Origin of the sequence: Microcoleus sp. N3A4 (genome assembly GCF_036701805.1) — a bacterium.
Classification (GTDB): domain Bacteria; phylum Cyanobacteriota; class Cyanobacteriia; order Cyanobacteriales; family Microcoleaceae; genus Microcoleus.
The window spans coordinates 14337-36213 of record NZ_JAUBRJ010000034.1 but is presented as its reverse complement, the minus strand read 5'-3'; the positions used below and the strand labels follow the sequence as shown (position 1 = coordinate 36213).

Here is a 21877-nt window from a genome sequence, read left to right as displayed (position 1 = left end):
AAAGCCGATAATGAACAGGCAAGATGCCTGTTCCACAATTATTTATCTATCGCGTCCAAGCCAGCCATTTATTAAACAAATTTTTCACAAACGGCGTCAAACGAGTGCGATTGTAAGCATCCCCGGCTTTCCGAATCGCGTCAGCTTGCGTCGGATACGGGTGAATTGTGCTAGCAATCTTTCCTAAACCAATATTGTTAACCATTGCCAAAGTAATTTCGCTAATCATATCCCCAGCGTGTCGCGCTACAATAGTTGCACCTAATATTTTGTCGCTGCCTTTCTTGACGTGAATTTTCACAAAACCTTCCTCTTCACCATCAATAATTGCCCGATCGACTTGACTGAAAGGAATTAAAAATGTATCGACATCAATTCCTTTTGCTTGCAATTCTCGATCGCCCAACCCGACGCGCGCAATTTCCGGGTCAGTATAAGTACACCAAGGTATCGTCAAAGCGCTGAGCTTTTTGCGTCCGAAAAATAGAGTGTTTTGAATCACCATCCTCGCAGCAAAATCAGCAGCATGAGTGAATTTATGTTTCATGCAAATATCGCCGGCGGCATAAATGCGGGGATTAGTAGTTTGCAAGTTGTCGTTGACAAAGACGCCTGTTTGTGTATCGTATTCGACGCCGATCGCCTCCAGATTCAATCCTTCCACATTGGGCGATCGCCCTGTACTCACAATAATTTCATCTACTATTACCGATGCTTCCTTACCTTGAGATTGATAATAAATTACTTTGCCTGCATTTGTTTTCTCAACGCGCTCTATTTGGGATTCTAGTATTAACTGAATTTCTTCGCGTAGAAAAGCCTGCTGCACAATTGTAGCAGCATCCGCATCTTCCTTGTCTAAAATCTGAGCATTTTTGTGCAGCAACACGACTTCCGAACCCAGCCGCCGGAATGCTTGAGCCAATTCGCAGCCGATCGGCCCTGCGCCAATTACTGCCAAACGCTGAGGTCTTTCTGTCAGGTTAAAGACAGTTTCATTTGTCAGATATCCAGCTTCTTGCAAGCCCGAAATTTGCGGTTGTCGCGCCCTTGCACCTGTGGCAATTACTGCTTTTTTAAAGCGGAGAGTTTGACCTGCAACTTCTACTGTATTATTGCTAGTAAAACGACCGGAACCTAAGAAAACATCGACTCCTAATTTGTGCTGGTAGCGTTGAACAGAATCAACATCGCTGATTCCCGCCCTGATGCGGCGCATCCGTTCCATCACAGCGGAAAAATCAACTTCTGCACTGTCAGAAACATGAACGCCAAATTTACTAGCATTCCAGATATCGCCGACAATTCGGGAGGCTCGAATCAGGGCTTTTGACGGCACGCAACCGACATTCAAACAGTCGCCGCCCATTAAATGTTTTTCAATTAAAGCAACTTTTGCGCCCAAACCTGCGGCGCCCGCAGCCACAATTAATCCGGCGGGCCCTGCTCCAATTACTACTAAATTATAACTGCTAGCTGGCTGCGGATTTACCCAATCTGGCGGATGCAAATAGGAGACTAATTTCTGGTTGTGTTCGTCCATCGGAGGGACTGTTACGCGATCGACTTTTGAGTGCGACATTAGCAAATTTTCCTAATTAAATAATTTCATCTAAAGCCTTGCGAGCAATACGAGAGAGCGAGAAAGTGACGGCGACAGCGGCCGTAAAACTGATGATATTAATCAACCAGTTTGCTGCTTCTGCTTGCGGATTTTCAGGCAGATTTACCGTACATATCGCAGCAATATTTCCCACCAAAGAACCTGAGTAAACGTACATAACAGTTCCCGGTATCATGCCCGAGGAACCTAACACGTAATCTTTTAAAGAAACCTGAGTAATTCCCAGAGCGTAATTCAATAAATTGAAAGGAAATAAAGGACAGAGACGAGTCAAAAAAACTATTTTAAATCCTTCTTGAGAAACTGCGCGATCGAGCGTTTTAAACTTGGGGTGAGATTCCATATATTTTATCACGCGATCGCGCGACAAGTATCGCCCGATCGCCCAAGCAAACGTAGCACCTAAGCTTGCCGCGATAAAGACGTATATCGATCCCCACCACAAACCAAAAAGCACCCGCCTCCCAGGGTCAGCACCGAACCCGGTATAAACAGTATAGTAGCTAAGTTGTAGCTAGCAATGAAAGCAACTGGCCCCCAAACGCCTAAATCCTCGCTCGGGATTAAAACAGTTCTTAACAGTTGTGGAACGTCGGCCGATCTAGTTGCTACAATTAAGAGGGCGATCGAAAGGGCGATCGACAAAATTAACACTATTTGTTTAATTCTTCGATCGCGCGAACTATTGGTAGAAATTTTGTTGGTAGAATATTGAATCTGTTCCTCGGTCATAACTTACCTCAAATAGCTATCAGCATTATACTGCTCTTCAATCTAAAATCTAAAATCTAAAATCCGATAACTCACCCTAAAATAAATCTGCCATGACAGCAAAAACCCAACTCCCAATCCCCGAACATTTCGACCATAAAAAAGTCAGCGAAGTCTGGCGAGTACCCTATCAAAAACGGGCCGCTGAAGCTAAAAACTGGGCTTTGAAACACAGCGTTCAGCCCGCATTTAGGGATAAAAACCGGATTTGTTTACTGATAATAGACGCTCAAAATACCTTTTGTCTGCCAGAATTTGAACTATTTGTCGGCGGTCGTTCTGGTAGCGGTGCTGTCGATGACAACCTGCGGTTGTGTGAATTTATATATCGGAATTTAAACGCAATTACCACCATTGCGCCGACAATGGACACGCACACCGCAATGCAAATTTTTCATCCAATCTTTTGGATCGACGAAGCAGGCGAACACCCCCTACCAGCCGCGACTTCAATTACACTAGAAGATGTACAAAAAGGGATCTGGAAAGTTAATCCCGCCGTCGCCCACAGCATCGCCGACGGTAACTATTCGGCACTGCAAAAACACGCTCTTCACTACGTGCAGAAACTCAGTGACGATGGCAAATATCCCCTAACAATTTGGCCCTATCACTCGATGCTGGGCGGCATCGGACACGCCCTGGTTTCCGCCGTAGAAGAAGCGATATTTTTTCACAGCATCGCCCGCAACAGCCAAGCACTTTTTGAAATAAAAGGCGGCAATCCCTTAACTGAAAACTATTCGGTTTTGCGGCCGGAAGTCTTAGACGGGCCGGATGGCAATTCTATTGCTCAAAAGAATGCTCCTTTTATTGATAAGTTGCTCGATTTTGATGCGGTAATTATTGCGGGACAAGCGAAAAGTCACTGCGTTGCTTGGACGATTGATGATTTGCTGAATGAAATTTTGGCGCGAGATCCGAATTTGGCAAAAAAAGTTTATTTGTTGGAAGATTGCACTTCGCCTGTGGTTGTTCCGGGTGTTGTTGATTTTACGGAACAAGCAGATGCAGCTTATCAAAGATTTGCGGCGGCGGGAATGAATGTGGTTAAATCTACTCAGTTAATTCTGGGCGATTAAAGACGAGGGTTTTCTGTTGGGGTTGTCAGTACCCAAAAAGTATAGACTATTAATAATAGGCGGTAATTTTTGTTGGGTTGGCAGTCGGCTGCGATCGCATTTAACTGATTGCTTATGATATCATATCCGAAAAATCACTTACTATAGAAGTGTAATCAAGGAGTTTCCCGATGATTGAAAGCGAAATTTATAGTGTTGTTCTTTTTCGGGATGCGAGTGTGCGAGCAATTGCAAAACTCTCGGTGGCGATTGCCACGACTTTTCTGAGCACAGTTGTAACTGCAACCCAAGCCTACGCAGTTCCCGTCACCTACGATTTCACCGTCACTGTTACCAAAGGCAGGTTAGCCGGCAATTCATTCAACGGTTCTTTCAGCTACGATGATGCGAAATTGAAGGGAACAGGAGTGGAAGAATTGGGAATTAGTGAGGGATTAACGACCTGCATAAATTACATGGGACGCACTTACCGCGAAACCGATGATACCAGTTATCCTACCTTTCCTACACTCAGATTTGAGGATGGAAAAATCGCGCGACTAAACTTCTGGATTCAGCCGAATCAGCGAGTTAATTGGTGGAATTCAAATGGATGGGAAGTTAAGCTGTCTGAACCTAAAATGAGCGATTCAACTGTTCCCAATTGTCAAAAACGGTGAGGCGCGGCAAAGCTGCGATCGACCGTAAAAATGTAGGAGGAAAATTTAGGCAATCGGTCGTCACAGTCAGGAAGAAATCAGTCAGATGATCTGCGCTGATTTCCAAGGCCTCTCGGACTTTCTGGCAAATAAACCGTTTTTTATGAAAGGTAACTGCCTGCGGTTACATTGGTAATTTCATGCAACTACGCTAGGAAGGGAAGGTGCGATCGCCGATCGTCTGCTGGGGCGATCGCTATAAACGAATGGCTCAACTATTGTTTGACAAAAACCGCAGAGGTACTCTTCCCTCTGCGTCAAGAACGCCTCTGCAGTTGATGATTTTCCATAACTATTTCCCATCCAATCTCGGCACACCCTCCAAAAAATTGCCGCTCAACATTAATTCAGTCATCCGGTCTAAATTACCGCTGACTTTTAATTTTTTATCAGTTTGAAACCGCTCGATATCTGCTTTCAAATCGCCGCTATTATATCCTAATTTACTCAAATAATCAAGAGCTTGTTTGTCACTTAACAAGATATCGGCAGAACGAAAAATAGGCACGTATTCCTCTCGCCAAATCTTGGCAAAAGTTGCCCTATCTAAATAGAAAATCCTGCCCCGCGCCGGGTCTCCAATGGCAGCGATACTGTCATTCATTCCCAGCAAAGCCACCGCGTGCGGTAGCTTTCGAGGGCCGTCAAACAGCCAAACTGCTAGCACTCCGGGGCGATTAATTTGCTGAATTTGCTCCCAAGTTGGCGTTAGTTCGATCGCATTGATACCCAAAGCCCTCGCTGCTATTATTAATTGCGGCATGGAAGTTCCCAAGCGACTCGTGCCGGCGAAACGCGCTACACTCGATTCCGTCGCATCCATTCCCCAACGCCTTAACACTGTTGCTAGCGCCGCCGGCGCGCAACTGCTGTTAGATGTTTGCCGAAACACACCGTTTGGCTGCAAATTATCTATTAAATCAGCGTAAATTGGCGCCAGAAAATAGGCTTCAGCACCGGTAAACCCTCCCAATCCCAGCAAGCCAATTAAAATTACTGCGATTACTTGCGATCGCGCTGTCAACCAACTTATACTAAACCCAATACCGCAGACTCCCATCAACATCGCCCTGAGCAAAGTCCAAGTTACTTGCATCCCGTGAAAGCGCCACTCGATCGGCAAAGCCGGCATTTGAGGCAGGTTTAAAGCCAGTAGCAGCAAGGCAAAGTAGAAACCCAAAAACAGCAGGGCGATCGAATTTCTGCCCTTAAACAAATCGTTAGCCGTCACTCCCGATCGAACTAACACCCGTCCGAAGCGCATTCCCCAGACAAACAGCACCGAACCCAGCACCAGCGTCACAAGTATTTCCATAAGTTCAGAATATGGTCGCTTCACTAGGTTGTAACACGCTCTGCGATCGAGAACTCCTGACTCCTGCTCAATAATGAATCCGTGTATCCGTAACTTCCGTGTCGTGCCTTCCTTCAATCAAAGCTACAATCTGCAAAATGTCAAGGACTCGATCGACTTTTCGCCACCTTAGCCGCCAAGTCCCAAAAAAGATTTAGCGCCGGAAAGAATTCCCAGGCGTTGCTGAATACAGGTATGAATTCAAGATTTCCCAATTGCTATAAGCCAAGTATGGTGAGTTTTGTAACATCAAGCGAAAAGTTGATTCATACGCCAGAATCAGCAACGCCTAATTTTACTTTAAACGGATTTCAAAATTTCATCATCCACCGAAAAATCTATCTCAGCTTTGTCACGTCCTGAAACGAGATAATCATTGTGAAAAGAATCTTTCAATCCCGAAAGTAAGTCAAATTCCGGCTTCCAGTTAAGTTCGTTTACAGCTTTATTAACTGAGGCGAAAAAGTGCTGCAATCGCATGGGGAAAGCTTTCTTTTTGCCAAAGTCAAATTGTTTCGGATCGTAGTGTACAATCTTAATCGAATCTAGCGATTTGCCGGCCGCTTGAATGCAGGCGCGGGCTAAACCGTCAAAGGTGACAAATCGATCGCCCGAAACGTTGTAAATTTGCCCGATCGCCCTTTCGTTGCCCAAAACCGCCGCCATTGCTTTAGCCAAATCCTGACAGTGCCCCAACTGCGTGAAGTGCATTCCGTTACCGGGAATCGGAATCGGTCGATCGCGCGCAATGCGATCGAAAAACCAAGCCTCTAAATCGTTATAATTTTGGGGGCCGTAAATGTAAGTCGGGCGAATCGAAGTCCAAGGCAAACCGGACTCGGCCAAGTAAGTTTCGGTTTCGCATTTACCTAAATGCCGGCTTTTAGGATCGGTAGCGTCCCCTTCAATATGAGGCATTTGATCCGACTTCAAATAAACCCCCGCAGAGCTCATGTAAACAAAGTGCTGCACCCGCCCTTTAAATATTTCAGCTAAAGGCTTTGTATCGCTCAGTTCGCGGCCGTTGTTGTCAAAAACGGCGTCAAACTCGACCGTCGATAACTTTTCTTGCAATTGTTCGACATTTGTGCGATCGCCCTGAATCTGTTTCACGCCCGAAACCGGTACAGGCTTGTTGCCCCGGTTAAACAACACCACTTCATGCCCTTGTGCTGCTAAAATCTTAGTAAGATAAACCCCGATAAACCGAGTACCGCCCATCATTAAAATTCGCATTATTTTTGATGCTCCTTACAGTTAGTGTAAATATCTTACAATAAAGTTATGCCTTACGCAGAAACCTGTTTTTTTACGAAAACACATGGTAACAGCGATCGACCCTAGTACAAAAACCCGGAACGCTTGAGTTTTTGCGTGCAAGCCCTGAAAGTCAGTTTTCGGCTTTACTAAAAATGTGCGATCGCTCAAAATAAACATATAGAAATCCCTAAGACGATTAACACTTTCTCACTTGCTCAAACCCAGGCTTTTCTTCCTTCTTCCTTCTTCCTTCTTCCTTCTTCCTTCTTCCTTCCGCTATACTTTCAATTTGCCTAAAATAGCCCTATGCAAGTTCCCCGGCTGCATCCAGAAACAATCGAAGAAGTCAAACAAAGAGCCGACATAGTAGACGTTATTTCCGGCCGCGTCGTCTTGCGAAAACGCGGCAAAGAATTCGTAGGTTTGTGTCCATTTCACGACGAAAAATCTCCCAGCTTTACAGTCAGCCCAGCCAAACAAATGTACTATTGTTTCGGTTGCGGTGCAGGCGGCAATGCTTTTAAGTTCCTCATGGAATTGGAGAAACGCCCTTTCAGCGAAGTAGTATTAGAATTAGCTAAAAATTATCAAGTCCCCGTCAAAACAGTTGAACCCGAACACCGACAAGAATTGCAGCGGCAAATTTCTCTGCGGGAACAACTGTATGAAATCTCAGCACTAACAGCCAACTTTTACGAACACGCTTTGCGGCAAACCCAAGGAGAAGAACCCTTAGCATATCTCAAATCAGAGCGCCAGCTAAGCGAAGAAACTATCCAACAATTTCAATTAGGTTATGCACCCCAAGGTTGGGAAGCACTTTACAGTTATTTGGTAGAACAGAAAAACTATCCGGCGCAATTAGTCGAACAAGCTGGATTAATTGTACCCCGAAAAAATGGCGGCAGCGGCTATTACGATCGCTTCCGCAATCGGATTATGATTCCCATACGCGACACCCAAGGCAGAGTCATCGGTTTCGGCGGCAGAGCTCTCGGCGACGAACAGCCGAAATACCTCAATTCTCCCGAAACAGAACTGTTCGACAAAGGCAAAACTTTATTCGCCTTAGATACAGCAAAAACAGCCATTAGCAAAGCCGATCGCGCAGTGGTTGTAGAGGGGTACTTTGATGCGATCGCACTTCAGGCAGCCGGCATCTTCAACGCCGTCGCTTCCCTCGGCACAGCCCTAAGTTTAAACCAAGTGCGGCAGTTATTGCGCTACACTGACTCCAAACAAATTATCCTCAACTTCGACGCCGACAAAGCAGGAACTCAAGCAGCAGAACGCGCTATTGGAGAAATAGAAAAACTCGCTTATCAAGGAGAAGTCCAACTGCGAGTGCTCAACATTCCCGACGGCAAAGATGCCGACGAATACCTCAAAACATACTCTCCAGAACAATACCTAGAATTGCTCGAAAACGCTCCGCTGTGGATCGACTGGCAACTGCAACAAATGCTCGTAAATCAAGATTTGAAGCAAGCAGATACTTCCCAGCAAATTACAAAAAAAATTATTAAATTATTAACCAATATCACTGACGACAATCAGCTAGCACATTACCTGCAAAAGTGCGCCGAAATCCTCAGCAAAGGAGATTTTAGGCTCACAAAAATGCTAGCAGAAAACTTGCTAAATCAAGTAGGCAGCGATTGGGCAAAGCGGCAGAGTCAAGACGAATCTTTGACAATGCCCCTGTTAATTAGAAACAAGCTAAAGCCGAACAAACAATATAAAAAGCAGCGTGCAAGCAGCGAAAATAAAAGCTCAAAATCAAGCTTATCTGCCGTAGCCCGCAGTCTTTTAGAAGAAGCAGAAGCGCAATTATTGCAGATTTACTTGCACTGTCCCGAATACCGCCAAGATGTCATAGAAGCAATAGAAGCTAGAGACGTGCAGTTTAGCCTTTCTCACCACAGATTTTTGTGGCATCAGATTGTGAATGCAGAAATATTGCACAAAACCTCTTTACAAATAGCGCCTTCTGAGTTAATATTGAAATTGCAAGATAGCTTCATTGAATATCCCAATCAACTCAATCAAATCTCGCATTTATTTCACTTAAATGAGTTCTCAGAAAGAAATGTTTATCGCGCACCTCTAGTAATTAGATCTGCCCTCGCCTGTATCGAGCAAATTATCAGCATGAAGCGCCGCCGGATTGCACTCAATATGTGGGAAAAAGCCAAGGCCGCTAGCATTCCCGAAGATGCTATAGAATATCACCAACAATTCTGTGCCGAACAAGAATGGCTCAAAGAATTAGAGCGGCTGCGTCAAGTTAATTTTTACGATTTAACATCTGTACCTTGGGGTGGAAATTTCTAGAATTTCATGACTAAAGTCCTTAATTTAATATTCAAGTCGTACATTTAGGTTTTTTGCCCCTAAGTCTATAATTACTGTGTCAGTCTGTTATTGGCGATGTGGGCTCAACAAGATCGCGATTGTTCCCACTAGAGAGAATGTAACGCCAAGCAAGTCCCACTTATCCGGCTTAACACCTTCAGCTAGCCACAACCAGAACAGAGATGAGAGGATGTAAAACCCCCCGTAGGCAGCGTATACCCTGCCAGCATTTGAGGCCTCTACCTTGGTTAGAGCAAAAGCGAAGATAATCAGGGCTAAGATACCTGGGATAATCCAAAATATGCTTTTGTCAAGTCTCAACCACGCCCAAAAGGCGTAGCAGCCAGAGATTTCTCCCAGGGCAGCAAGTAAAAAGAAGACAAACGTCTGCATATTAACGTTGACCTTTAAAGCGAATAACTTAATACGATACAGGGCTTACGCAACAGGCACAAGCGATTGTTCGAGGATGAGGAGTGGTTAGATGCTTCTGAGTCTGGTTCGGTGGTTGTCAAGGTTTTGTCTGCCACTCCGGCGAAACGGAAAGCTTCAACAAAGCATACTTTGGAGAAGTTTCCCGTTCAAAGTTTTCGGAAGTTACTGACGAATTAGGAGACGATCGCTAAAAATCGAGTGCAGCCTAAACTAGCAGGTGTTTCAGTTAGTTTCGACCTGACGGCGACAACTCCTTTACAGCAGAAAGCCTTCAATTTGCTGGGCGTTCCGCTGACATTCCAGTCATGTATCCGGCGGGGGCTTAAAGCCCGATCGCCCTACTGATGGGGGCAATACTAGGAACTTTAAGATCGCGCGGGAGAAGTTCCGTTTCAGGCACAGTTACCTTGAGGTAATCGGCGATAAACTCACCATACGTTTTCCTGATTTCGTCAGGGAGAAATTTATATCCAAGGATCTGCGATCGACATTCGGTGGAGCCGCAACAACATTTGGGAATGTCAATGAAACTGTACTCTGTTGTAGAGTAGTCCCAGGTAAGTTCGCTTCCAGAAGGAATATCAACCAATGCCACGAAATCGTAGGCTCCGAATTGATTATTCCTCACCCCTGTGTTTGGGCTACAAGAATGATTGATCAATAATCCCGGTTCATCTATTTCTATATGCAGGTCAAAGTCCATCTGAATGGAGTGAGTAGTTCTTTCGGGCAAGATATCGACTCGGCGTCCAACCACCACAGTCTCACCTTTACGGAAGCCTCGGCTGGCAAAAACGCCTCTACCTTTCTCTGTTTGCTGGATGAAAATATCGAAACCCATTTTCCTCACTCTTAATACAAATTACAAATCTAATTCTAATTCCACGAGGTTACTCTGAAGCGACACTAGAGCGTTAACGGGCTCAGTATCCGAATCTGACAGCGCTGCAACAATCGACTCGTTAACCTGGATTTCGCCATTGTGCTCAGCGTCCTGAGATTTGCTTTGACCAAAAACCATTGCCACTACTACAAGAACTGCGCCAATCAGACCGCGTATTCCAAGTTTCTCTCCCAGTAGTAGAAACGAGAAAACCGCTGCGAAAATCGGATCGAGCGTATAAATTAGTGCCGTCTGGTCAGCGTTAACCCATCGTTGAGCTAATACTTGAAGCACAATCGTAGCAGCAGTATCAAATAAGCCAATATATAAAAGAATACCAAGATTCGCGCCAATTGCTTCCTGTTGTGTAAGCAGATCTGGAGCGGCCCAGATTAAAGAAAATATTGTTATCACCCAAAGCTGGATCGCGGCGAGTGGCAAAATGGGGTGGCGCAACGTGGTGGACTCAAGCTTAAGAGTGTAGATCGAGTAGAGGAAGGCGTTGCCCAAGATCAACAGATCGCCGATCGCGATCTGTTCACTCTCCCAACACATCACTCCAATGCCAAAGAGGGCAAGTCCTGCGGCGAGGAAAGTTTTTAGGAACACCTGCCGACCTAGCAGTTGCCCTAGCAGAGGAACTAGGATGACGTTGAAACTCGCAATGAATGCAGCCCGATCGGCAGAAGTTGTCTCAAGGGCAACGGTTTGGAGGACTGATGCAGGAAACAGTAGGAGTGATAAGAAGACTCCATCCCGTAGCAGGGAAAAATTCAGGAAGCGCAAATAGGGGGTAAACGGCAACGCTGCTATTACGTAGCGGGTTGCAAATATTGCAGAAGGAGAAAGACTGCTGAGAGCTCCCTTGATAACCGGATAGCTTGTACCCCAGATTAGGGTGACAAGAACCAACACTGCTATACCCCAAGCATGGAGAGTGTTTGGCGATCTTTGAGAACCACTATTTAATTCTGTAGTCATTGAGTAGCCTAATCGATTAGCAATAGAACTAAATTCCGTTAGTTAACCGTAAAGAGGTTGACTAGAGTAAGAAATCTCAATATTTTAAACTCGAATGCAGCCTAAACTAGCGAGTGTTTCAGTTAGTTTCGACCTGACGACCCCAACTCCTTTACAGCAGAAAGCCTTCAATTTGCTGGGCGTTCCGCTGACATTCCAGTCATGTATCCGGCGGGGTATCTCATCCCGATCGCCCGACTGATAGGGGTTTGAAACGCTAGTTTCAAAGCGTGTGGGGTAAGTTCCGTTTAAATGTCGTTTTTCTATACTACTAATTGAATTTCGCCAAGTGGGAATTCAAATATTAGTAGAACAAGAACAGATAAAATCAGATATTTGGTAATTCCCAAATCCACACATAATTCAAGGCTGCAACGCCAAAAATTGATAAAAGTTAAGCGTAGGAAAAATTAGTAATGCAGCGATAAACCACATAATGCAGCCAATAATAATGTCAAGAATTCGCCACGCAGATGGACGTTGGAAAAATGGCGTTAGCCAAACAGCGCCATATGCAAGTGCAAAAAACCAGATAAAGGAAGCAAGAATTGCGCCAAGTGCGAAAAAAATGCGTTCACTCACCGTGTATTGAGCTGCCAAACCACCAACCAGTACCACAGTGTCTAGATAGACGTGTGGGTTTAGGAGGCTGAGTGCCAGCGTCGTCAGAACATTGCTCCAAAGACTTGTTGGTTGAATATCCAGTTGATCTATATCTATCGCTGCGGTCGCAAAAGCAGATTTAAATGAATATAAGCCATAAAAGAAAAGAAACACCACGCCAGCCCATAGAGCTATATTAGCTAGTTCTGGAATATTCGAGCTTAGTGTACCGAACCCTATAGTACCGATAATAATTAGAGTGGCGTCACATAGGAAGCAGACGCTTGCAGTCGCGAAAACGTGTTCGCGCTTGAGACCTTGACGCAAAACATAGGCGTTTTGAGCACCAATGGCGACAATTAGTCCAGCAAACAAGGTAAACCCGTTAAGGAATACAACCGGGAAAAACTCAGGCACTTTACACAATCTCCTTTAGCATTTGGACTTTGGACAAAAAAGATTACGTTCGTCGCGTAAATTATGATTCTGTTGGCGAATTGCGATATACCTCTGGCGTCTGCCCTTCGGGCAATGGCTATGCTCAACCCCTTGAAATATCGTAGCCGCTCACACCAGAAATTGCGGTTTACATGAATTCGCCAACAAAGTCAAATTATCCACGAACTAGGAACGATTACTCGTAGCTTTTTGAAATATTTCCCGAAATAAATCGAAGTACGACACGCTCAAGTATTCAATCTTATGACGAATGGGATGATGAACTTTATCAAGATTATGTACCGCTACACTAGGATAGAGATGATGTTCAACATGATAGTTATTGCCATTTGTAATGTAGCTAATGATTGGATTAGTTTCAACTGAACGAGTATTTAAGAAAACATCTGTTGTCGTCTTATTGCAATATATATGTTCCGGTAACTCTATAATAAAATGAAACAATTCGCCAAAAACTAACCACGGTATAAACCAGATTTTGAGAGGTATTAAGGACAGGTCAAACACGCTAATAGAAAAGAGTGTTAGAAAAATTGTGACTAGCACAAGATATTCAATTAAAACATCCTTTTTAGCCTTGTCAGTAGAAAAAACTTCTGGGTATTTACCTTTCATTAAGTTAAATAATGTCGAGAAAAAAGTTGGTATTCTTGCAAAATTCCAAGCTCTAACGAAGAGTTTATTGAAGCTTTCTAGTGAAGACTCATCATAGTCAAATATCTCAGCATTCTTTTCGGTGCCTAAATATTTATGATGGTGTAGATGCTGGACTCTGTAATGGGTGTATGAAACAAGCATTGGAACACCAAACAAAAAACCGAAAAAGCGGTTTAATATCTTTGAGTTGAAAAAATTGTGATGAAGACACTCATGTTGCAATTCTAAGCCATGAGCAAATGTAATTCCCAACAGTATTTGGAGTATAATAATTAATTTCCAATCCTGAATAAAAATAATTCCAACACTCAGAGAAACTACCAAAGCAAAATAAGTTAATAGCTTTGCAAAAGAGCGTATACGGTCAACTTTAGATATGCTTTTTAATTCAATACCAAAGTTTTCAACCTTCTGAGATATTTCAGCAGTACCGCAGATTTTTTCCATGACTAGCACCTATCTAAACTATTAAAACATTTTCGTATCCGCTCAACGATCCGGGGTAAATGGCTCAACAATGCACCTCAAATGACGCAAAATCCTTCGTGAGTGGGTAGTCGGCCGCGAATTATTGAGCGGATACGAAAATATTATACACAAAATTCGAGTATCCCAAAAAACTTAAGTTATAGCCATTGGCAGCCTCCCCCCTCTTCCCATCTACGATTATCATTTTTATTGAAAAGATTTTAAGTATTTTAACTGATTGACAAAATGTACTTTATCTTAATCTCTCACGATATGGTGCTGACAGCGGACAAAATGATTGCTCGTGGAGTGAGGGTTTACATGGAACTTACCCCGCGTGCGGGATAAGTTCCGTTTAATTAGCCTTTTAATAATCGCAAAAAAGAGTTTCGCGAGTATCTCTACCCGTCACTGGATTAGTACCTTTTGCCACTTTACAAAGTTTTTCTATCATATCGTCTCGCAGCAGTGTCTCTGTAAAATCAGCGCCGTCAATGACAGCTCCTTCCAGTTTGGTATTGTAAGCGAAAGCACCCTCAAGGATAGCATTAGTTAAATTTGCTTTCATCATGCGAGCTAAATCTAAAGTCGCACCCGTGAAATTAGCGCCTTCTAAATTTGCCTCTTCCATATTTGCCGCAAAAAAGCTGACGCCGCGCAAATCTGCATTGGTAAAATTGCTGTTGCGAAGATTGGCTTTATTAAAGCTGTCGTCTGTCAGAACTTGTCCGGTAAAATCAGCGCCGACTAGGATTTCTTTGTCGTGATTTAGGGCGAAAGCAGGTGCGGGATTAATGCCGATCGCCCCAGCGGCAATTACTGCTAAAATAACAAAGCTCAGCAAGAAACTATAAATATGTTGTCGAATTTGAGGAATCATACCAATGAAAGCTAATGGGCAGCAGTGACAGTTCAGAATTGAATTCTACCAGAAAGCGCGATCGCCGGCTCGCCACGGCCCACTCCAATTCCCCCCAATCCCCAAACTCTCGGGATATCGGCACATTGGGAGAAAACTTAGTCGCCGAGTGGTTGCAGCAGCAAGGTTGGGAAATCCTGCACCGGCAGTGGCACTGTCGCTGGGGAGAGATTGACATCATCGCACTCGGAAGAGATGAAGAAAGCGAAATCAACAGAGGTAACGAAAATTCCCCATTCCCCATTCCCCATTCCCAAACATTAGCATTTGTCGAGGTAAAAACTCGCCGCCCGGGAAATTGGGATGCTGGTGGAATGCTGGCTGTTAGTACCACAAAACAAGCCAAACTTTGGCAAACAGCCGAAATATTTTTAAGCACACGTCCAGATTTAGCAAATAATTCTTGTCGCTTTGATGTCGCCTTAGTCAGATGCGAACCTTCACGACAAAACACTAAGCAAATATTACCACCATTAACAGCAGCGAACTCTCAATATGCCCTTGCAGGAAACTACCTGCTCACCCTGCAAGAATACATTCGATCGGCTTTTAGCAATTAAAAATATATATATAATTAAAAATTAGAGGGTCAAACTAAAAAGCCATGCCACTAGGTAATTTTTAATTGTTAATTTCCCTAGGCTGTCGCGCATTTCTCTCTTCATCTTTAACGGACGTGAAAAAACCGTTAAATCTTGTCCCCCTCTGCCCTTCTCTCCCTCTCCCATCTGTCATAACAGTTAACTTATATGATTAGCAGTCTAGGCCAGAGTTTCCGGGCAATATCCCAGACCCTTGACAAACTGCTGCCGAAACGCTTCAATTTCCTTGCGGTCAGGGCTGCCGTGACAAACTACTGCCACCTGGTAGCGGCGCATCACGCTCAGCGGCGACTGTCCAGTTTCCAAACTCCAAAGTGCCATTTGCAAGCGAATTTCTGGATCGTAAGGAATCCCGAGTTCGTTCATAAAAGCCCGAAAATCCCCGTGCATTTCTGGAGTTAAATATTGGCTCATTTTCACCTTCACTACCCAGCCATCTATTTGGTGAATAACGGTGATAAATTGCAAGGGAAGATGATGAGCCGTGCGTAGGTAATCCACGACTCTCAGGGTAAGGCTAGTATTGGCGATGTAGTAGAGGTATTCCATAACGATCCTTATGAGCCTTATGAGCAAAGCTGATGCTATACCTCTATCGTCGCGGTATATACCCACTACCACAAGGGGAAAAGCACCCGACTTTGGATGGGGGTTTTTACCCAATTTGTTACCTAGTTGACAGATTGATTTGATAGGAATTCACTTGATGACAGAGATTGACTGGTCTTTGGACGGCTACGACTACGAACTTTCGCCCTCGCGCATTGCCCAAAATCCCGCAGTGCCGAGGGACAGCTCTCGCTTGCTGGCTGTTGATTCTCCTAGTAGCCTACAACACCGGATGTTCCGGGATTTGCCGGATTTGCTGGAGCCGGGAGACTTGCTGGTACTCAACAACACCCGCGTGCTGCCGGCGAGGCTCTACGGGCGCAAACCCAACGGCCCGGCTGTGGAGATATTGTTGATGGAAGAACGGCAGCACAACTGCTGGCTGGCTTTGGTTAAACCGGGGAAACGCTTAAAGTTGGGATCGCAAATTGAGTTTGAGCCGATCGCCCCACCCTGTCAGAACTCTGCAGCAGATCCTTGCTCTTGCGTTCCCGAAGCGGAGGTGCCCGATCGCCGTCGATTGACTGCGACAGTTATAGAGAGGGACGAGGCAACAGGGGGACGGCTGCTGGAGTTTGACATCCCCGCAGATGCGACTCTGGTGAAGTTTTTGGACGAATACGGCCACGTACCCCTGCCGCCCTACATCGACAATTCCCAAGCTTCAGCGGAACAGTACCAGACTGTCTATGCCGATCGGCTTGGGGCGGTGGCTGCCCCCACCGCCGGCTTGCACTTCACCGAAGAGTTGTTCAGTCGCTTGCAGCAGCGGGGAATCGAAAAAACTTTTGTCACCCTGCACGTCGGAGTAGGGACGTTTCGCCCGGTGGAGGTGGCAGACGTGACGGCTCACCAAATGCACGGCGAATGGGTGGAAGTACCCCCCGCCACAGTCGATAAAATCCGCGAAACTCAAGCCAGAGGCGGGCGGATCTTTGCCGTGGGTACGACAGCAGTGCGAGCTTTAGAGGGAGCTGCGGCGGCGAGCGGCGATTTTTCCTTGCAGCCTTTTTGCGGCCAGACAAATTTGTTTATCTACCCGGGCTACAAGTGGCGGGTTGTAGAGGGGATGATTACCAATTTTCACTTGCCCCGCTCTACTTTGATGATGATGGTAAGTGCGATGATTGGAAGGTCTCGGCTGTTGGATTTGTACCGAGAGGCGATCGAGCATCAGTACCGCTTTTATTCCTTTGGCGATGCCATGCTGATTTTACCAACAGCAAAAAAGGATTGACCGATCGGGCATCGGGTTCGCCCAATGCCCCGTATTCCGTTTCTATTCTTCCTCCTCTTCTTCATTGCCGGGATACACGAAGCTGTTGGAACGCCCAGTTAGAACAGATTTGCCCAGAGACAGAGCTTTCTGAGCTGCCACTACAGCTTTGCGCTTCCATGTGGCCTTACGCATATTCTTCTTGGATTTGGAGGTTTTCTTCTTAGGAACTGCCATGACGCTAAATACTTTCGGATTATATAGACAAACAAACATTCTAGCCGATTTTGCCGGCAATGCTTAAGGAGAAAAACGGCAACAACTGCTCGGCAAGCAATATCAAGTAGTAGGGTGCGTCAGCGATTAGCTTCTCGAACAACAGACAAAATCCCCAATTCTGACGCACCCGCAGCAGCTAAAGTTCGTGAAAGTGGTAGATCACGACGCCAGTTACGGCATCGTTCTCGATACTGACATAACCCGTTTTGAGCATTGCCGTGAAAGCCTCTTCCACTTCGGCAAAAGTAGCGCCGGTTGCCATCACCCCTTGGGTGACAGATAATCTTCCGTTCTTGGTGTAAGCTGCCTTCAGGAGTTTAACCCCTAACTGGTCGGGAGTTTGCTTGGGGTATGTCGCGGCGATCGCCCCGCCGATCGGATATAGCGGTATACCTTCAGGAGATACCCCGAGTTTGCCCCTGAGACTGGCATTGTGTTCGTCCACCATGTTCGGCAGCAGCAGCAAGTCAAACAATTGCCCGAACCCAAACAACCCAAAGGTACACAGCCACAGCAAACCCGTGGCAATCTTGCCGTTGTAAAGACGGTGGAGTCCGAATGGGCCGAAAAAACAAGCTGCCCATAAAAGGTAACTAACACCTAAATTGCTCATTTTCTGACCGTCCTGCCTGGTTATTCTAACTATTGGAGTCCCTATATACATTTTGTACTTTCTATTTGGTGTTTAAACAGCTTGACGCCAGCAGATATTTGTGAATTGTCCGAAGTTATTGGTTATTTACTACCAATTCCCCAATTCCCATACCCCATGCCCCATGCCCCATGCCCCATGCCCCATGCCCAGTGAGTAATTTTGCGTAGCAATTCTTAACGCCAGTAACATATTTCGGCGGGCGAGAGCTTGGTAAACTGGAGGGCGTGGAAATTACAGCAGCTTTGACCTGGATTCCACACGCAGCGCCAAACGGAGCGCGCCGCCAGCGCTGACCGGACATACACGAGCGATCGCCCGCAGTACCCGACAATTGAAACAAGCGAGTAGTTATAAGCAGAAATCCAATAAACATATGGTAGATTCCCTCAAAAAACCCACTTTTGAAGAACTGCGGCCGGGAGTGAAAACCCCAGCCAAAGAAACTATTCTCACGCCGAGATTTTACACAACAGACTTTGACGAGATGGCCAAAATGGACATCTCCGTAAATGAAGCCGAACTAGAAGCAATTATCCAAGAGTTCCGCGTTGACTACAACAAAAACCACTTCGTGCGGGATGAGGAGTTCGCTCAATCTTGGGATCACATTGACGGCGAAAAACGCCAGTTGTTCATTGAGTTTCTGGAACGTTCCTGCACCGCTGAGTTTTCTGGATTCTTGCTTTACAAAGAATTGGGACGCAGGCTCAAAGGAAAAAATCCAGTGCTGGCCGAGGGTTTCAACCTGATGTCGCGGGACGAAGCGCGGCACGCCGGATTCCTCAACAAAGCTCTCTCGGACTTTAATTTGTCCCTGGATTTGGGTTTCTTGACAAAGAGCCGCAGTTACACATTCTTTAAGCCGAAGTTTATTTTCTACGCGACTTACTTGTCGGAAAAGATCGGTTATTGGCGCTACATCACCATTTACCAGCATTTAAAAGCCCATCCTGAAGACCAGATTTATCCGATTTTCCGATTCTTTGAAAATTGGTGCCAGGATGAAAACCGCCACGGAGATTTCTTCGATGCGGTGATGAGAGCTCAGCCTCAGATGTTGAACGATTGGCGCGCTAAGCTTTGGTGCCGTTTCTTCTTGCTGTCAGTGTTCGCGACGATGTATCTCAATGATATCCAGCGCGCCGGTTTTTATCGATCGCTCGGTCTCGATGCTCGCGAATACGACATTGAAGTGATTAAAAAGACCAACGAAACCGCAGGCCGCGTATTCCCCGTGATGCTGGACGTGAACAACCCAGAATTTTACGAACGCCTGGATGTTTGCCTCAAGAACAATCAGCAGTTGACCGCAATTGTTGCTTCTGAAACTCCGAAATTCTTGCAATTCTTCCAAAAATTGCCTCTGTATTTGTCGAACGGCTGGCAGTTGTTGAAGCTGTACTTCATGAAGACGATTGAATCACCTTCTGTTGAGGGTGCAGTCCGTTAAGTTTTGATTTTTTATCCTCTGTTACGGCGGTTCTGCGACAAGCAGGGCCGCTTTTTTAGGTATGATGTTAGATTAGTTTTTAGAGGCGATCGTGCGATCGGGTTTCAAATTCAATTGAGCGAACTTTACCAAGGAGTTAATTTTGAGATGAAGGGTGAGTAATATGATATCGGGAAGACGCAACTCTTTTGCAGACTACAAAGCAGATGGACACAACTGGATAACTTTGATGACAGGAGAATATTATCCAGATATATTACAGGAGGCTTGCCAACTTTATGAACCAGTTTTAGTAATGTTTGGGCAATTACTCAGGACTTCTGAATCATCGGTGCGTCTATTTATACAGATTTCAGAGGTTCCTAGCACATGGATGCGAGTTCAACTTCTCAGGGTGTTTCGCAAGTATGTTAGCCCTGAGATTCCAGTCGAAATGCTCAGAAGAAAAAAAAAGATAACGGATATTTGCAATCAGTTTGGATCTCGTTTTAGGCCAGTTCAAGAAGTTCAAGCTGCATACATGACTCGTCCAATTCCCGACGAGGCAATGTCAGCTTTGTTGTGGGAATACAAAAGTCGTGGCAACAAAGGATACGACCTAACTGAAAGGTTTTTCTCCTTATTCCGCTTACACTTTCCATACTTGGCAATCCGAGGGCCAGAGCGAGCTGGAAAAGATATTATGATGGGAAATGTGTTCTCAAACTATCCCAACCCAAAACGCCCTGTTGATTTTGTAATTTATGATATTAATGAAAATGACTTGCTGGCAATAGGATTAGCACGATATGATTCAGATAGAGGTGGTGCACAAGAAGACGATAGAACAGGCGGTTATCGTAGCTGTGCTGATGAAATCCTCAGTTACACACAAAATCACAACTTAAGAACTAAGGTGATTTTTTTGAATGATGGGCCTGGTCTTTTACTGGGTTCAATGTGGGATGACTACGCAAATATTGAAAAGAGTTGGCCAGATCGGATTATGGTATTGACACTGCGTATGGTTCCAGATCGGATTAAAGTGGAATGGCTGCGTTCTTGAAAATAGGAGTGACAATGGCTACTGGTATTTCAAAAAAACAATCAAAAGGTCAAGCTGCATCCAATCTTACTGACAGCCAATTAAATAATAACTTGGATGCGTGCTTTTTATATCCAGGCAAACAGCCTACCAGTAAAGTTTTAGGCACTAATAAAGCTAAATGTGTACAACTGTGGGTTAGCAATGAACAGCCAAGTATGAGCGATGACAATCGTCTTTACTATGGTGATAATTTGCCAATTTTAGCAAACTTAATTCAAGATAATTCTGTTAAAGGCAAAGTAAAATTAATTTATATAGATCCGCCTTTTGCAACGAAAAGTATATTTCAATCGCGCTCTCAGACTGATGCTTATTCAGACTTATTAGCAGGGAACAGCTATATTGAATTTATTCGTCAGAGGTTGATACTATTGAGAGAGTTATTAGCTGATGACGGCTCAATATATGTCCATCTTGATGAGAATATGGCATTTTATATCAAGGTGATTATGGATGAAATTTTTGGTCAACGCAATTTTAGAAATTGGATTACTCGTAAAAAATGTAACCCCAAAAACTCTACAAAAAAAACTTACGGAAATGTTTCAGATTTTTTACTATTTTATAGTAAATCAGATACTTATGTCTGGAATCGTCCAGTTGAAGAATGGACGGATAAGCGCGCTAACAAAGAATATGAATACATTGAAAAAGAAACTGGACGGCGATATAAAAAGGTTCCGATTCATGCACCAGGAGTGCGAAATGGCGAAACTGGAAAGTCTTGGAGAGGGATGAATCCGCCACCGGGAAAACATTGGCAGTTTCTACCTCAAACACTAGATGAGATGGATGCTAGAGGCGAAATATATTGGTCTGCGACTGGAAATCCCCGTCGCAAGATATATTTGGATAGTAGTAGTGGGATTCCCGTACAAGATATTTGGCTTGAGTTTCGCGATGCTCACAATCAGAATATTGAAATTACAGGTTATCCAACTGAGAAAAACCGCGCTCTACTTAGTAGAATTATTCGAGCTTCATCAAATCCTGATGATTTAGTGCTCGATTGCTTTGCCGGTTCGGGTACGACTTTGAGTGTTGCTTCGGAGTTTGGGAGGAGATGGATAGGAATTGATAATAGTTCGGAGGCGATCGCAACTACTTTGCGGCGTTTTGCTAAGGGTTGCGAACGGATGGGCGATTTTGTCAGCCAGCAAACACCCCTACACCAGAATCCATCTGATGACGAGTCTCGGCAATTATCGCTTTTTAACTTAGATGAATCTATATTTCAAGCTGAGTCTCCCCCAGAAAAAAGCGAGATGATTAATAACTTTGGTCTTTATGCAACTGATTCGTTTGCTGGGGAACTAGAAGATATTGTGAGGCAATGGATAGAATGGCAGTAGCAGTGTACAGAAGCGGCTTAACTCAATATTTTAAAATTA

Annotated in this window: 27 protein-coding genes; 11 read left to right on the top strand and 16 right to left on the bottom strand. The window is 44.8% G+C overall.

What is annotated here, in order from left to right:
* Positions 1–46: 46 nt before the first annotated feature.
* Genes QUA56_RS19905 through QUA56_RS19895 form a run of 3 tightly spaced genes read right to left on the bottom strand, consistent with a single transcriptional unit; the run spans position 47 to position 2356 of the window.
* The gene (locus QUA56_RS19905) at positions 47–1582 is read right to left on the bottom strand and encodes a mercuric reductase (RefSeq protein WP_333360704.1); all 1536 of its coding nucleotides are present in this window, start codon (positions 1580–1582) and stop codon (positions 47–49) included.
* A gap of 16 nt (positions 1583–1598) precedes the next feature.
* Positions 1599–2069: a TVP38/TMEM64 family protein gene (locus tag QUA56_RS19900; RefSeq protein ID WP_333360702.1), complete on the bottom strand. Its 471-nt coding sequence runs from the start codon at positions 2067–2069 to the stop codon at positions 1599–1601.
* On the bottom strand, positions 2027–2356 hold the full coding sequence (locus QUA56_RS19895; protein WP_333360700.1) for a hypothetical protein: 330 nt from the start codon (positions 2354–2356) through the stop codon (positions 2027–2029). The genes QUA56_RS19900 and QUA56_RS19895 overlap by 43 nt, the downstream gene beginning before the upstream one ends.
* A gap of 92 nt (positions 2357–2448) precedes the next feature.
* Between QUA56_RS19895 and QUA56_RS19890 the strand changes: the two genes are divergently transcribed.
* Both QUA56_RS19890 and QUA56_RS19885 read left to right on the top strand, forming a co-directional pair.
* Positions 2449–3477 carry an isochorismatase gene (locus QUA56_RS19890; protein ID WP_333360698.1) on the top strand — a complete coding sequence of 343 codons (1029 nt, stop codon included), beginning with the start codon at positions 2449–2451 and terminating at the stop codon, positions 3475–3477.
* A 170-nt stretch (positions 3478–3647) separates the two neighbouring features.
* Complete coding sequence (locus tag QUA56_RS19885) at positions 3648–4136, top strand: hypothetical protein (protein ID WP_333360696.1); 489 nt, start codon at positions 3648–3650, stop codon at positions 4134–4136.
* Positions 4137–4313: 177 nt separating this feature from the next.
* Here QUA56_RS19885 and QUA56_RS19880 read toward each other — a convergent pair whose 3' ends face one another.
* From QUA56_RS19880 to QUA56_RS19870, 3 genes are all read right to left on the bottom strand, one after another.
* Complete coding sequence (locus QUA56_RS19880) at positions 4314–4478, bottom strand: hypothetical protein (RefSeq protein ID WP_333360694.1); 165 nt, start codon at positions 4476–4478, stop codon at positions 4314–4316.
* Positions 4468–5490: a cysteine peptidase family C39 domain-containing protein gene (locus QUA56_RS19875; RefSeq protein ID WP_333360692.1), complete on the bottom strand. Its 1023-nt coding sequence runs from the start codon at positions 5488–5490 to the stop codon at positions 4468–4470. The genes QUA56_RS19880 and QUA56_RS19875 overlap by 11 nt, the downstream gene beginning before the upstream one ends.
* Before the next feature lie 339 nt (positions 5491–5829).
* Complete coding sequence (locus tag QUA56_RS19870) at positions 5830–6765, bottom strand: NAD-dependent epimerase/dehydratase family protein (protein ID WP_333360690.1); 936 nt, start codon at positions 6763–6765, stop codon at positions 5830–5832.
* 330 nt (positions 6766–7095) lie between these two features.
* On the opposite strand from QUA56_RS19870, the gene dnaG reads away from it, so the two are divergent.
* On the top strand, positions 7096–9123 hold the full coding sequence (gene dnaG, locus QUA56_RS19865; RefSeq protein ID WP_333360688.1) for a DNA primase: 2028 nt from the start codon (positions 7096–7098) through the stop codon (positions 9121–9123).
* A gap of 87 nt (positions 9124–9210) precedes the next feature.
* Here the strand turns inward: dnaG and QUA56_RS36890 are convergent, their stop codons facing one another.
* Positions 9211–9537 (bottom strand): YnfA family protein, encoded by a 327-nt coding sequence (locus QUA56_RS36890; RefSeq protein WP_445242933.1) that lies wholly within the window; start codon positions 9535–9537, stop codon positions 9211–9213.
* 66 nt (positions 9538–9603) lie between these two features.
* Between QUA56_RS36890 and QUA56_RS19860 the strand changes: the two genes are divergently transcribed.
* Both QUA56_RS19860 and QUA56_RS19855 read left to right on the top strand, forming a co-directional pair.
* Positions 9604–9756: a hypothetical protein gene (locus QUA56_RS19860; protein ID WP_333360686.1), complete on the top strand. Its 153-nt coding sequence runs from the start codon at positions 9604–9606 to the stop codon at positions 9754–9756.
* Positions 9757–9777: 21 nt separating this feature from the next.
* Positions 9778–9924, top strand: a complete 147-nt coding sequence (locus QUA56_RS19855) for a hypothetical protein (RefSeq protein ID WP_333360683.1) — start codon at positions 9778–9780, stop codon at positions 9922–9924.
* Here QUA56_RS19855 and QUA56_RS19850 read toward each other — a convergent pair.
* Together QUA56_RS19850 and QUA56_RS19845 are read right to left on the bottom strand one after the other, a co-directional pair.
* Positions 9902–10420: an SET domain-containing protein-lysine N-methyltransferase gene (locus QUA56_RS19850; RefSeq protein WP_333360681.1), complete on the bottom strand. Its 519-nt coding sequence runs from the start codon at positions 10418–10420 to the stop codon at positions 9902–9904. The two genes, QUA56_RS19855 and QUA56_RS19850, sit on opposite strands and share 23 nt — an antisense overlap.
* A 21-nt stretch (positions 10421–10441) precedes the next feature.
* Positions 10442–11443: a DMT family transporter gene (locus QUA56_RS19845; protein WP_333360680.1), complete on the bottom strand. Its 1002-nt coding sequence runs from the start codon at positions 11441–11443 to the stop codon at positions 10442–10444.
* Positions 11444–11537: 94 nt separating this feature from the next.
* Between QUA56_RS19845 and QUA56_RS19840 the strand changes: the two genes are divergently transcribed.
* Complete coding sequence (locus QUA56_RS19840; RefSeq protein WP_333360678.1) at positions 11538–11684, top strand: hypothetical protein; 147 nt, start codon at positions 11538–11540, stop codon at positions 11682–11684.
* 161 nt (positions 11685–11845) lie between these two features.
* On the opposite strand, the gene QUA56_RS19835 is transcribed toward QUA56_RS19840, so the two are convergent.
* From QUA56_RS19835 to QUA56_RS19825, 3 genes are all read right to left on the bottom strand, one after another.
* A complete protein-coding gene (locus QUA56_RS19835; RefSeq protein ID WP_333360676.1) occupies positions 11846–12502 on the bottom strand; it encodes a LysE/ArgO family amino acid transporter in 657 nt (218 codons plus the stop codon).
* Positions 12503–12709: 207 nt separating this feature from the next.
* Positions 12710–13648 carry a fatty acid desaturase gene (locus tag QUA56_RS19830; protein ID WP_333360674.1) on the bottom strand — a complete coding sequence of 313 codons (939 nt, stop codon included), beginning with the start codon at positions 13646–13648 and terminating at the stop codon, positions 12710–12712.
* 388 nt (positions 13649–14036) lie between these two features.
* Positions 14037–14549, bottom strand: coding sequence for a pentapeptide repeat-containing protein (locus tag QUA56_RS19825; RefSeq protein ID WP_333360672.1), 513 nt, complete (start codon positions 14547–14549; stop codon positions 14037–14039).
* A gap of 14 nt (positions 14550–14563) precedes the next feature.
* Between QUA56_RS19825 and QUA56_RS19820 the strand changes: the two genes are divergently transcribed.
* Positions 14564–15148, top strand: coding sequence for a YraN family protein (locus tag QUA56_RS19820; protein WP_333360670.1), 585 nt, complete (start codon positions 14564–14566; stop codon positions 15146–15148).
* A gap of 201 nt (positions 15149–15349) precedes the next feature.
* Here QUA56_RS19820 and QUA56_RS19815 read toward each other — a convergent pair whose 3' ends face one another.
* Positions 15350–15739 carry a hypothetical protein gene (locus QUA56_RS19815; RefSeq protein ID WP_006632408.1) on the bottom strand — a complete coding sequence of 130 codons (390 nt, stop codon included), beginning with the start codon at positions 15737–15739 and terminating at the stop codon, positions 15350–15352.
* Positions 15740–15896: 157 nt separating this feature from the next.
* Between QUA56_RS19815 and queA the strand changes: the two genes are divergently transcribed.
* Positions 15897–17036, top strand: a complete 1140-nt coding sequence (gene queA, locus QUA56_RS19810; RefSeq protein ID WP_333360668.1) for a tRNA preQ1(34) S-adenosylmethionine ribosyltransferase-isomerase QueA — start codon at positions 15897–15899, stop codon at positions 17034–17036.
* 42 nt (positions 17037–17078) lie between these two features.
* Here the strand turns inward: queA and rpmF are convergent, their stop codons facing one another.
* From rpmF to QUA56_RS19795, 3 genes are all read right to left on the bottom strand, one after another.
* A complete protein-coding gene (rpmF, locus tag QUA56_RS19805; protein ID WP_006632406.1) occupies positions 17079–17252 on the bottom strand; it encodes a 50S ribosomal protein L32 in 174 nt (57 codons plus the stop codon).
* A gap of 178 nt (positions 17253–17430) precedes the next feature.
* Positions 17431–17907: a TM2 domain-containing protein gene (locus QUA56_RS19800; RefSeq protein WP_333360666.1), complete on the bottom strand. Its 477-nt coding sequence runs from the start codon at positions 17905–17907 to the stop codon at positions 17431–17433.
* A gap of 115 nt (positions 17908–18022) precedes the next feature.
* Positions 18023–18322 (bottom strand): hypothetical protein, encoded by a 300-nt coding sequence (locus tag QUA56_RS19795; RefSeq protein ID WP_333360665.1) that lies wholly within the window; start codon positions 18320–18322, stop codon positions 18023–18025.
* Here QUA56_RS19795 and acsF point away from each other — a divergent pair, their 5' ends adjacent.
* The 3 genes from acsF to QUA56_RS19780 all read left to right on the top strand — a co-directional run bounded on the left by acsF (position 18323) and on the right by QUA56_RS19780 (position 21838).
* Positions 18323–19399 carry a magnesium-protoporphyrin IX monomethyl ester (oxidative) cyclase gene (acsF, locus tag QUA56_RS19790; RefSeq protein ID WP_333360662.1) on the top strand — a complete coding sequence of 359 codons (1077 nt, stop codon included), beginning with the start codon at positions 18323–18325 and terminating at the stop codon, positions 19397–19399. It begins immediately after the preceding gene.
* Between the two features lie 163 nt (positions 19400–19562).
* Positions 19563–20444 (top strand): hypothetical protein, encoded by an 882-nt coding sequence (locus QUA56_RS19785; RefSeq protein WP_333360660.1) that lies wholly within the window; start codon positions 19563–19565, stop codon positions 20442–20444.
* A gap of 14 nt (positions 20445–20458) precedes the next feature.
* Entirely contained in the window at positions 20459–21838 is a 1380-nt protein-coding gene (locus QUA56_RS19780; protein ID WP_333360658.1) for a site-specific DNA-methyltransferase, read from the top strand.
* Positions 21839–21877: the final 39 nt, after the last annotated feature.